This window comes from Pseudomonas sp. 1912-s (assembly GCF_029269205.1).
Classification (GTDB): Bacteria; Pseudomonadota; Gammaproteobacteria; order Pseudomonadales; family Pseudomonadaceae; genus Aquipseudomonas.
In genome coordinates this window covers 17,793-28,779 of the sequence record NZ_JARIXR010000053.1, presented here as the reverse complement: position 1 = coordinate 28,779, position 10,987 = coordinate 17,793, and the positions used below count along the sequence as shown (strand labels likewise).

The 10,987-nt window shown below is 61.0% G+C and carries 10 protein-coding genes; 4 read left to right on the top strand and 6 right to left on the bottom strand.

What is annotated here, in order from left to right; genetic code table 11:
* Nucleotides 1–358 precede the first annotated feature (358 nt).
* A complete protein-coding gene (locus P3C29_RS31540) occupies nt 359–1,219 on the bottom strand; it encodes a universal stress protein (RefSeq protein ID WP_010171159.1) in 861 nt (286 codons plus the stop codon).
* Nucleotides 1,220–1,370: 151 nt separating this feature from the next.
* Here P3C29_RS31540 and miaE point away from each other — a divergent pair, with 151 nt between their 5' ends.
* A complete protein-coding gene (miaE, locus tag P3C29_RS31535) occupies nt 1,371–1,973 on the top strand; it encodes a tRNA isopentenyl-2-thiomethyl-A-37 hydroxylase MiaE (protein WP_008431008.1) in 603 nt (200 codons plus the stop codon).
* On the opposite strand, the gene P3C29_RS31530 is transcribed toward miaE, so the two are convergent.
* The gene (locus tag P3C29_RS31530) at nt 1,929–3,128 is read right to left on the bottom strand and encodes an MFS transporter (RefSeq protein ID WP_275966350.1); all 1,200 of its coding nucleotides are present in this window, start codon (nt 3,126–3,128) and stop codon (nt 1,929–1,931) included. The genes miaE and P3C29_RS31530 overlap by 45 nt on opposite strands.
* Before the next feature lie 154 nt (nt 3,129–3,282).
* On the opposite strand from P3C29_RS31530, the gene P3C29_RS31525 reads away from it, so the two are divergent.
* Nucleotides 3,283–3,990, top strand: coding sequence for a winged helix-turn-helix domain-containing protein (locus P3C29_RS31525; protein WP_010171153.1), 708 nt, complete (start codon nt 3,283–3,285; stop codon nt 3,988–3,990).
* Nucleotides 3,991–5,268, top strand: a complete 1,278-nt coding sequence (locus P3C29_RS31520) for an ATP-binding protein (protein ID WP_010171151.1) — start codon at nt 3,991–3,993, stop codon at nt 5,266–5,268.
* A gap of 132 nt (nt 5,269–5,400) precedes the next feature.
* Here the strand turns inward: P3C29_RS31520 and P3C29_RS31515 are convergent, their stop codons facing one another.
* Nucleotides 5,401–6,204 carry a MipA/OmpV family protein gene (locus P3C29_RS31515; protein ID WP_275966349.1) on the bottom strand — a complete coding sequence of 268 codons (804 nt, stop codon included), beginning with the start codon at nt 6,202–6,204 and terminating at the stop codon, nt 5,401–5,403.
* A 6-nt stretch (nt 6,205–6,210) separates the two neighbouring features.
* On the bottom strand, nt 6,211–8,034 hold the full coding sequence (locus P3C29_RS31510) for a serine hydrolase domain-containing protein (protein WP_275966348.1): 1,824 nt from the start codon (nt 8,032–8,034) through the stop codon (nt 6,211–6,213).
* A 197-nt stretch (nt 8,035–8,231) separates the two neighbouring features.
* On the opposite strand from P3C29_RS31510, the gene P3C29_RS31505 reads away from it, so the two are divergent.
* A complete protein-coding gene (locus tag P3C29_RS31505; protein ID WP_275966347.1) occupies nt 8,232–8,903 on the top strand; it encodes a DUF3313 domain-containing protein in 672 nt (223 codons plus the stop codon).
* Nucleotides 8,904–8,933: 30 nt separating this feature from the next.
* Here the strand turns inward: P3C29_RS31505 and P3C29_RS31500 are convergent, their stop codons facing one another.
* Complete coding sequence (locus P3C29_RS31500; protein WP_275966346.1) at nt 8,934–10,334, bottom strand: DUF1254 domain-containing protein; 1,401 nt, start codon at nt 10,332–10,334, stop codon at nt 8,934–8,936.
* A 234-nt stretch (nt 10,335–10,568) separates the two neighbouring features.
* Nucleotides 10,569–10,928 (bottom strand): response regulator, encoded by a 360-nt coding sequence (locus tag P3C29_RS31495; RefSeq protein ID WP_201124182.1) that lies wholly within the window; start codon nt 10,926–10,928, stop codon nt 10,569–10,571.
* Nucleotides 10,929–10,987 lie beyond the last annotated feature (59 nt).

Here is a 10,987-nt window from a genome sequence, read left to right as displayed (position 1 = left end):
TCTTGATGTTGCCTTTGCTTCACACCACTCAAGCCGGCCTGTAGGCCGCTGTGCTGTTGATCTGCTTTTGATCTTGATCTTAGGCGCCCCGTTAAACCACGCTGGCCGAACGCAGGTAGTACGGAGCGGGTAAACCGGCAGGACGCCGGTTTAGCCGCGACGGGGCAGGGACGCCCCGTCGCGGCGGCCCGCGCAGTAGTACCGGAGTGAGGGCACACCGAGCCTAGGCGAGGTGCCGAGTGGTGGGGCAAGAGCCTTTTGGTTACTTTTGGGCTCCTTTCAAAAGTGACCCGCTGTAAGAGCGGAACCCATCGAAGCCATCACCCAAAAAACGGATATGCCCCCCCCAAAAAAAGCCTCACCCGTTAGCCAGCTCTTCCAGATGATCCATCAACTCCTGCGGCTTGAGCACCAACACATCACTGTCCACCGCATCCAGCACCACCTCCGCCGTATTCCCGATCAACGCCCCGGAAATCCCGGTCCGCGCCACCGTACCAATAATGGTTACCGCCGCCTGCCACTTGTGCGCCGCATGAGGAATCAACACATCCGCCGGCCCTTCCTCGATATGCAGGTGGGTGTCATCAATATCAAACTCCGCCTGAAACGCCTTGCACTGCTCACGATACCGCGCCTCGATCGTCTCCTTGAGCTGAAACACCGGATCCGCCGCCGACAGCATCGGCGAAGGATGCGCACTGATCACATGCAACTGCGCCTTGGCCAGGCTGGCGATATCAAACCCGTGATCAATGATCGAATTATGCAGAGCCTGGTGCTCGGCATCGGAATTCCCCACGTCGATGGCCGCCAAAATTACCCCGCCCGCCCACGGCCTGGAGGTTTTCACCAGCAGAACGGGCGTAGGGCAGTAACGCATCAGCTTCCAGTCCGCCGGCGTCAACAGTGCTTTTTTCAGCGGGCTGTCAGCAAAGTGCTGCTTGACCACCAACCCACAACCCTCGGCCTGCTGCACGTCGATGATGGTTTCATGCAAGCTGTCATTCCACGCCTGTTCGGTGGTGACGCTGTAGCCATCCTCCTGCAAACCCGCCTTGAGCAGGCTCAACATCGCCGAATGCTCGTGCTTTTTGTCGCACACCAGCAAATGCAGGTGCGCCCCCGTTACCCCGGCAATCAGCTTGGCGCGCTTGAGGGCCAGGCTTTCCGAATGCTCGGGCTCGATGACCACCAGGATGCTGCGGATGGCTTGCATGATCTGGTTCTCCAAAAAAGGTGGGCGTGGAACAACTATAGTTGCTGCCCGGCACACGTCATGTTGATGCACATCAAGCCCGGTGGCTGGCGGTCTGCGGCGTGGTCGGTATAATCGCGGCCCTTTTTGTGATTCTTTGCCCGTGAGCCCGATGAACCTGCCAGAAATCCACGAATTCCTCGGTTGCCGCACCCCCGACGGCTGGGTCCAGGCCGCGTTGGCCGACCAGGAAACCTTGCTGATCGACCACAAGAACTGTGAATTCAAGGCCGCCAGCACCGCCTTGAGCCTGATCGCCAAGTACCATTCCCATGTCGACCTGATCAACCTGATGTCGCGCCTGGCCCGTGAAGAACTGGTGCACCATGAGCAAGTCATGCGCCTGATGAAGAAGCGCAAGATTGAACTGCGCCAGTTGTCTGCCGGCCGCTACGCGTCGGGTTTGCGCAAAGTGGTGCGCAGCCATGAACCGGTCAAACTGGTGGACACCCTGGTGGTCGGTGCGTTTATCGAAGCCCGCAGTTGCGAGCGTTTCGAAGCACTGGTGCCGCATTTGGACGAAGAACTCGGCAAGTTTTACTTCGGCCTGCTGAAAAGCGAGGCCCGGCATTTCCAGGGTTACCTGAAACTGGCTTACCAGTACGGCGATGCCAAGGACATTGCCCAGGTCATCGACCGGGTGCGCGCCGCCGAGCAGGAGCTGATCGAGTCACCGGACGTCGAGTTCCGCTTTCACAGTGGCGTGCCAGCCTGACGCGACCGCTACACCGATCAACGCGGTGATCCCGGCCAGCAGCAGGATCACCGTCTGCGTCCCCAGCGGCGCCGCCAGCAGCGCAATCAACAACCCGGCCACTGGCTGCGAGAGGTTGTTGAGCAAGGTCAATACCCCCACCGTCTTGCCAAAGTCCCGCACCGGGATCACCCGTTGGCGGGTGCTGCGGATGTACACGTTGAACATCTTGTCGAAACCGGTCACCAGCAGGAAGCCCAGGGTATACGCCCATACATTCGGGCTGATCGCGGTGATCAGCGCCCCCACGGCAATCATCGAATACGACAAACCGCCCAGTACCTTCAGCGGCAGGGACGCACGCGCCAGGTAGAACAGAATGACAATGGTCACCACCGCGCCCGCCGCCTGCAATCCGGCGTAGGTGTCTTTGCCGGCGGCGTATTGGCCGATGACCATCGCGGCGGAGGTCGCCAGGGTCACGCCGATGATCAGGTTCACGCCCACCGCCAGGGCAATGATCTTTTTCAGCTCCGGCAGGTCGCGGATATGCCCGAAGGCGATACGCAGCGGTTGCAGCCAGATGTCATTGTGTTGCTCGAAAGTCTCCAGATTGACGGTGGTGTTGCGTTGCCAGATGCCCATGGCCAGGTCTGCCAGCAGGAACAACCCGGCAATCCCCATGACCACCCAGTGCCACGCCCACACCTCCAGCATCAGCGCCGCCACCAGGGGGCCCAGCACCAGCCCGGTCTGGTCGGCAATCTGCGAATAGGACAAGGTCTTGGCATAGCTGTAATGCTTGAAGATATGCGGCAGCAACACTTCCCGGGCCATGATGCCCTGGGTGGTCAACACGCCGCACAGGGCCGAAAGGATGACGATCCAGTAAATCCCGTCGAACATTCCGTACAGCAGCACCGCCGCCACACAGGCCAGTGCCCGGTAAACCTGGCTGATATGCAGGATGCGCACGGCGGGATACTTGTCGCACAACGCCCCGCACACCGGGAACGACAGGTAACGCGGCAACGATTCGACGAAAAACGCGAGGCCGGCCCAGGACACACTGTTGGTGGTCTGGAACACGATCAACGGCACGATGAACAACAGAATCTGGTCAGCGAGGCGGGACAGGAACAACGACATGAAGAACGCCAGGTAATCCTTGCGCATACAACTCCCTGTGATGGCGTTAAAGATTGCAGGCTATTTGTTAAAAACTCTTAAAAGCATGAAGCTTCGTCGGCCAGTGATGGCCAGCTGCTTTAGTTGACCAGCTTGCCACCTATAATGCGCACACTTCAATCCGCGCGTGCACTGGAAATTTATGGATAACTTGGGTCTCGGCAAGGTCTTGCTCGTGGAGGACGATCAGAAGCTGGCAGGGCTGATCGCCCATTTCCTGTCCCAGCATGGCTTCGAGGTGTTGGCGGTGCACCGGGGCGACCTCGCCCTGGCGGCTTTCCTGGAGTTCAAGCCCAAGATCGTCGTGCTCGACCTGATGCTGCCGGGCCAGAGCGGCCTGCATGTGTGCCGCGAAATTCGTAACGTGTCCGACACGCCTATCGTGATCCTTACCGCCAAGGAAGACGACCTGGACCATATCCTCGGCCTGGAGTCCGGCGCCGACGACTACGTGATCAAACCGATCAAACCGCCGGTGCTGCTGGCCCGGCTGCGTGCCCTGCAACGCCGCCAGACCCCGGAACCCACCGTGCGCGGTTCCCTTGAGTTCGGCCGGCTGGCCATCGACCGCAGTTGCCGTGTGGTCAGCCTGGGCGGCGAGAAGATTGACCTGACTACCATGGAATTCGAATTGCTGTGGTTGCTGGCAAGCTCTGCCGGGAAAATCCTCTCCCGCGATGACATTCTCAACCGCATGCGCGGGATCGCCTTCGACGGGCTCAACCGCAGCGTCGACGTGTACATCAGCAAGCTGCGCGGCAAGCTCAATGACAACCCCCGGGAACCGGTGTGCATCAAGACCATCTGGGGCAAGGGCTACCTGTTCAATCCGTTTGCGTGGGAGGTCTAGATGTTACGGCTGTTTCTGCGTCTGTATATCATCCTGGCCATCGGCCTGGCCGGGGCAATCTGGCTGGTGAACTACACCTTCGACGAGCTGCTGCCGGAGGCCAACGAAACCTACAACCGCGAAGCCCTGCGCGGCCCGGCGTATGGGCTGGTGGAGCAATTGCGCCCGGTGAAAGGGGACGCCAGGGCCGCACGCCTGGCCGAACTGCAACCGCACTATGGGCTGCGCCTGGCGCTGGTACAGCGTGACCAACTGGCGATGACCGAGCGTGAGAAACAGCTGCTGGCCGCCGGGCAGTTGTTGGTGCGGGGGGACTTCATGGAGTTCCTGGTCGACATCGATGGCGGCCCGCAAATGCTCGAAATCAAACTGCCGGAAGAACCCAAGTGGCTGTACATGTGGGCGTATGGCTTCCTGGGCCTGTGCCTGGCGATCGTCCTGTATTTCTGGGTTCGGCCCCATTGGCGCGACCTGGAGCACATCCGCCTGGCGGCGCAACGTTTCGGCGACAACGACCTCGGCTCACGGATCCTGCTGCCGCGCCGCTCCACGGTGCGCGAGCTGGCGGGGCACTTCAACCAGATGGCCGAGCGCATCGAAAGCCTGATCGCCAATCAGCGCGAGTTGACCAACGCGGTCTCCCACGAGCTGCGCACGCCGATCGCGCGGTTGTCGTTTGAACTGGACCAGCTCAAGCAACAGGCCGACCCACGGCAAAGCCGCGCGCTGATCGAGGACATGTACGCCGACCTCGGCGAGCTGGAAGAAATGGTCTCGGAGCTGTTGACCTACGCCAGCCTGGAGCGTGGCGCCACGCAGATCACCCGGGAAAGCATCGAGGCCCACAGCTGGCTCGACAGCGTGATTGGCAGCGTCGCTCTGGAGGCCGAGGCGGAAGGGGTGCAGTTGCTGCTGCGCACCTGCGAAGTCGACTACATCCGCATCGAGCCGCGCTTTATGGCGCGGGCGGTGATCAACCTGTTGCGCAATGCGATTCGCTACGCCGACCGGCGCGTGGAAGTGTCACTGGTGAAGTTTGGTGCCGGCTATGAAGTGCGGGTGAATGACGACGGCCCGGGCGTGCCGGTGGAAGGGCGGGCGAAGATTTTCGAACCGTTCCTGCGCCTGGATGCCAGCCGCGACCGCCGCACCGGCGGCTTCGGCCTTGGCCTGGCACTGGTGCAGCGCGTGTGCCAGTGGCATGGCGGGCAGGTTGAAGTGCTGGACTCGGAGTGGGGCGGGGCGTCGTTCCGGATGACGTGGGCGTATGTCGAGTAACGAGCGAGGAACGATGGAGATCAGATGTGGGAGCTGGCTTGCCTGCGATAGCATCACCTGTGTCTCACTGAAAGACCGAGGTGCCTGCATCGCAGGCAAGCCAGCTCCCACATTTTTGATTGGGTTACCCAATTAGAAGGTGTACTCGACCATCCCCATCACCGACGTCTGCAAGCGTCTCTCCACAATCGGGCATTGGCCGGCCTTGTCGGCCAGGTACTGCACATCCAGCAACGTCGAGAATTTGGTGTGCTCGCTGATCGGCAAGCTCCACACCACATTCATGCCGTTGCTGATATTGCCACCGCTGGCCTTGTAGGCCTTGAAGCGACTCTGCGCGGCCTGGCCGGTGGTGACGCCGTACCAGGTCTGCATGTAGTTGCTGTCGCCAAAATGGCTGCTGAGGCTGGCGTCCAGCGAACCGTAGTCGCCGTCATACAGGTTGGTGCCCAGGCTCAGTTCCAGATGGGTGAAGGCCTTGCCGGAATCCTTGTGATCGTCCTCCTTCAGCGCATGTTCCAGGGTCGCGCCGATAATCACCCCGCCCAGGTTATAGCTGCCACTGACACCCACCTGGGCGCGGGTCTTGATCTCGCCCATGCCCTTGAGTTTCTTCGAGCCCGGCCGGCCGCTTTTGCTCTCGTCCTTGCGTGAGCTGCTGGCGCCGACGTAGGCGCTGAAGCTCGCGCCGCCGCCGTCATACCCCCAGCCCAGGCCCTTGTCGGTGTCGAGGAAAATCCCCCACGGGCTGACGATGGCCGCCCCCAGCACCGGCGCGGTCACCCGCTCGTCGCTGCCGCTGTAGCGGGGCAGGTTGGCCACGCCGGCCTTGAGGGTGTATTCCCAATCTTCGGCCCGCAGGGTGTCGGCGCTGGCCAGCAGGCACAGCGACGTCAGGGACAGGCACAGGGGTTTTGAACGCAGGAGGGTCTTCATGTGAGGTCAGAGACTCAAGGGGTTGTGGGGAGAATCGGTACGTTTGAAGTGGTAGCCGGAGGCGCTCAGGCCGTTGACCTGGCGGCTCACGGTGTCGCCCAGGCCATAGCCGTTGCCGGCCAGCACCGCGTGGGCGTTGTCCACGGGCAGCAGGATGTAGTCGGTCAGCGGCTCGTCATGCAGTTGGCCGCGGATCACCAGGAAGCCGTTTTCCAGGCGCACGCTGATGCCGCTCAAGGGCGCGTCGGGCTCATGGGTGTTGAGCACCTGATAGGTGCCGATGGTGTCGGCCCAGGCGTTGCTCAGTGGCGTCGGTTCGATACGTTCGCCCACCGGCACCCGCTGGCCGTGGCTGCGGGCGGTGAGCATCTGGCGGCCTTGCACCGTCACCACATCCAGCTGTACGCGGCCCAGCTCGCCCAGGTCCTTGAGCCAGAACCCCAGGAACTTCTGCTGTGCCCGCAGCCAGCCCTGGCCATCGCGCAGCAGTTCGAAACGGGTGTCGGCCAACTCGCCATACAGCTTGCCGTTTTCGTCCTTGATGCGGAACACGCCCCAGGCCGTGGCATAGAAACCGGCCAGGCACGTGCGGTCAATGGCAGCGGGCACTTGGCGAATTTTCAGTCCGTGGGTGGGTTCCTGGCAGGTGTCGGCACACACCGGGTTGCCGGTCTGGGCCTGAAGCATCAGGCGCAGGGTGTCGGTGGTCAGGGACACCACCAGCTCTTCGGCGTTGCTGTCGTTGGCCATCACGATCACGGCCAGTTGCTGGTCCGGCAGCATTGTCAGTTGCGCGGCGAAATCGTCGCCGCCACCGCTGTGCTGAAAGGTGCGGATGCCCGGGGCCACCGGCTCGTCACCGCAGGGCGCGAGAAACCATCCCAGGCCCATCTGGCAGTCGAAATCCAGGGCGTTGCCGGTGTTTTGTCGGGTGAACATTTCATCAATCGACGGGCTGCCCAGTACCTGTTTGTCTTTGTAGAGGCCCCGGGCAAAAAGCATGCGCACGTAGTGGCTGAGGTCTTTGGGGCTGGTCCACAAACCACCGGCGGCGAGGTCGCGTACCTGGGCGTCGGCGCTGGCAATGCCGTCTTCATAACCCCGGGCGCGGAAGCCCGGTTGCGCGCCGGTACCAACGAAGCTCGACTGGTTCATCTCCAGCGGCTTGAGCAGGCTGCTTTGCAACCGGGTTTCGAAGTCTTGCCCGCTGCTGCGTTCGATGGCAGCGCCGGCCAGGGCGTAGCCGAGGTTGGAGTAGGCCACCTGGGTGCCCGGTGGCGTGCTCAGCCACACCCCGGAAATGCGCATCGGCATCTGGCCCATGGCGAAGGTGTTGCGCACGTCCCGCAGGTGTTCACTGGGCAGCCCGGACTGGTGGCTGAGCAGGCGGCGCAGGGTGATGTCGCGGTCGGCGGCGGCCTGGTCGGAGTGAAAACGCGAGCGTACGTAGAATTCCCGCAGGGTATCCTGGATCGGCGCGTCGAGGTCCAGGCGCTGTTGCTCAACCAATTGCAGGGCAGCGGTGGCGGTGAGCAGTTTGGAGAGGGCACCGGCGCGGAAGGCGGTGTTAGGGGTGACCGGTTTGCCGAGGGTTTTGTCGGCAACGCCAAACCCTTGGGCCCAGATCAGTTCCTGGCCGTTGACCAGGGCGATGGACAGGCCGGCGGTGCCTTGCCTGGCCATTTCAACGGGGATGCGTTTTTGCAGGTAGCGGATGATTGCGCTGTAGTCGCCCTTGGGGATAGGCGGCGGGGCCGGTGGCTGGCCATGGCAGCCGATGCTGCCCAGCAGGCAGCCCAGCAGCGGGATACTGCGCAAAGTGCGAAACATGATGAGCACCCGAGGGGTGGTTTGGATGCTCGAATGCTAGGGGTGGCCCGTCCATGCGTCTTTGTGAGCTTTGTCGGGAAAGTGTCAAAGACTGTTAATGCAGGCCGCCCCGAGCGGGTTTGCTTAATTGCGGCAGCTCCAGCATCAGCTATACCTAATGCTCAGCGCTTCCTCAACGTCAGCCAAGGAGTATCGCGATGAAACTGGGAATAATGATCAGCACCGTGTGTATTGTCACGATCGGGGTGATGGGGTGTTCCAGCAAGGTGACGCAGCCGGACGAATACTCCGGGTTTCTCTCCGACTACAGCAACCTCAAGGAAGCCAAGTCGCCATCGGGCGCGCCGGTGATGCGTTGGGTGGACCCCAACCTGAGTCTGAGCCGCTATAACGCGGTGTACATCGAGCCCACCCAGTTCTACCCCAAGCCGCAAGCCAGCACCAAGATCCCTGAAAGCACCCTGCAGGGCATCAGCACCTACTACAGCCAGGCGCTCAAGCGCGAACTGGAAAAGTCCTTGCCTCTGGCCGATGGACCAGGCCCGGGCGTGATAGTGGTGCGTGCGGCGATCACCGCCGTCAGCAGCAAGACCGAAAGTCTCAAGCCATATGAGTACATTCCTGTCGCCCTGGTGGTCGCCACGGTCAGCACGGGCGCCGGAATTCGTGACCAGGAAACCACCTTGGGCACCGAAGCCCAATTCCTCGATGGTGCCAGTGGCAAGGTGGTCGCCCAAGTCGTGCGCAAAGGCACCGGTAAACCGTTGGCAAACGACTCCCAGGTGATGAAAGCCGATGACGTGAAAAGCGTCATCGACGGCTGGGCGTCGGACCTGCATCAATCGTTTTTGAAGCTTAAAAAGGGCTAAGCCTCAAACGGTGCGCGACTTGAGCGGGTGCTATTTGATCGGTGTGAGCGGTGGCTGCTTCCATTGCCCGTTACCCACTTCAGGCTTGGGCAGGTAAATGCGCAATAGGGCATAGAACGGGCCGGGTGGTGCTGGCAGCCAGTTGCTTTGTTCCGCCTTCGGTGGCTCGTGGTGCGCGACCAACAGCGTCAGGCCGCCATCGGCGTCGAGCTTGAAGTTGGGCAACATCCCCGACGTGAGTAGGTAGCGCTTTTTCAGGTTGGGGGTCAGCAGGTTGGTCTTGGCGTTGTACATGGTCAGTGACCAGAATGCGTCGGCGGGCGGCAACTGGTCCTTTGCAAAGTGCAGGGTGTAGCTGTGGCGTGCGCCGTTGGCGGGTTTGCCTTCGCTGTCCACGGAGTAGCGCAGGTAGGCCGTTTCATCGCCGGAGTTGCCAAACAGGTGCAGGTTGGCGCCGGCGTAGCGGTACAGGTAATTGTTCTGGAGGTGGTCGCGGTTACCAAACAGGTCAGCACTGGATACTTGATGGGTATCGATCTTGTCTTTTTTGAAGGCGGCATACTCGGCTTTGCCGTCGGCGATGCCGTCATCCAGCGCTTTGCGTTGCTCAACCGTCAGAGCCTTGAGGTCGAACGGTTTGCCCGCCGCAACGCCGATCCTGGCAAAACGCGCGAGCACGTCTTTCTCACTGTCCTGCGGTGCTGCGTACGCCAGCATGAAGTTCAGATAGCGGAACAGATGCACGCTGTCGCTCATGTTCGGCGTAGGCTTGGGCCAGGCAATTTTCGGCGGCTTGATGGGTTTAGGCTGGTTTACGTAGCTGCTCAGGGTCTGGACTTTATAGCCGCTCTGGATCTGTCTTACCTTACCCAGGTCCTTTTCATCGAACAATTGCGTGCGGTACAGGGCGTAGGCGATGTTGCTTTCACTGTACACGACGCGGTCGATATCGGTTGGCTGCTGGCCTTTCCAGCCCGGGCCGACGACCATGTAGTGGCCACCGTTGTTGCCGGTGCTGCGTGTGCCCAGGTAGCCGAAGTTCTGCGTGTAGAGGTCGATCAACTGCACGGCGTAGTAGCGGTTGTCTTCGATCCTGGGCAGGGTCAGTACCACTGGCTCGGCCCGCAGGTCGAGCCAGACAAAGGAGTTGGGCGTGTCCGGGTTGGGGGTGGGGATGGCGGTATCTTTAGGGGTTATCGCTTGCGCAGTGTTGCCGATATGGTTGAACGGCGCCTTGAAGTTCGGCCCGGCTTTGTCGACGGCCTGGGTGTAGAGAGTCTTGTACATCTCCACCACCGGGAAGCCATAAAGGTAGGCTTCTTTGGCAATGGCCCGTGCTTCACTCGGCGTGGCGGTGAAATCGGCCCAGGCGCCGGTACTCATGAGAATCGAGAGGCTCGCCAACAGCAGGCGCGTCGGTGTTCGAATCATGTTGTTGCGTCCTTACTGAATCAGTCGGATGTCGTCGAGGTTTCAGCGGTTATCAACGCAGGCTTCGGTCGGCGCGTACAGTCGCAACCGGCTGAACCTTTGCGTGCAGGCAGAGTTTGCACTCAGTTGCTCAGGAAGTCTTTTGGCACGTGAGGTTCAACGCAAAGATCTATCGATCAGTCGACATCAACGAGATTAAAGTGCCGCCTGTGAAAGGCGGCAACGGGGATGGGGTCAAGGCAGCATGGATTTGACTTTGTCACGCAACTGATCAATCGAGAACGGTTTGGCAATCACCTGGGTGCCAACCGGCACATTGATATTCTCGGCGTAACCACTGGCAAACAGAATCGGCAGGGCGGGTCTCAGTTCACGGGCCTTGGCGGCCAGTTCCACGCCACTCATGCCCGGCAGGCCGTGGTCGGTCATCATCAAGTCGATGGTCAGCGCGGAATTGTTGACGATACCCAGGGCGCTTTCGGCGTCTGCCGCTTCAAGCACCTGGAACTCCAGCTCTTCGAGGACATCGACGATCAGCATGCGCACGATGGCGTCGTCTTCGACTACAAGGATGGTGGAGGCTGCGGCGGACATAGTGAGAGTTCCCGAGAAGTGGAGGGTACAGGTCTTGATCAGTTGAAAGACCATCCTCT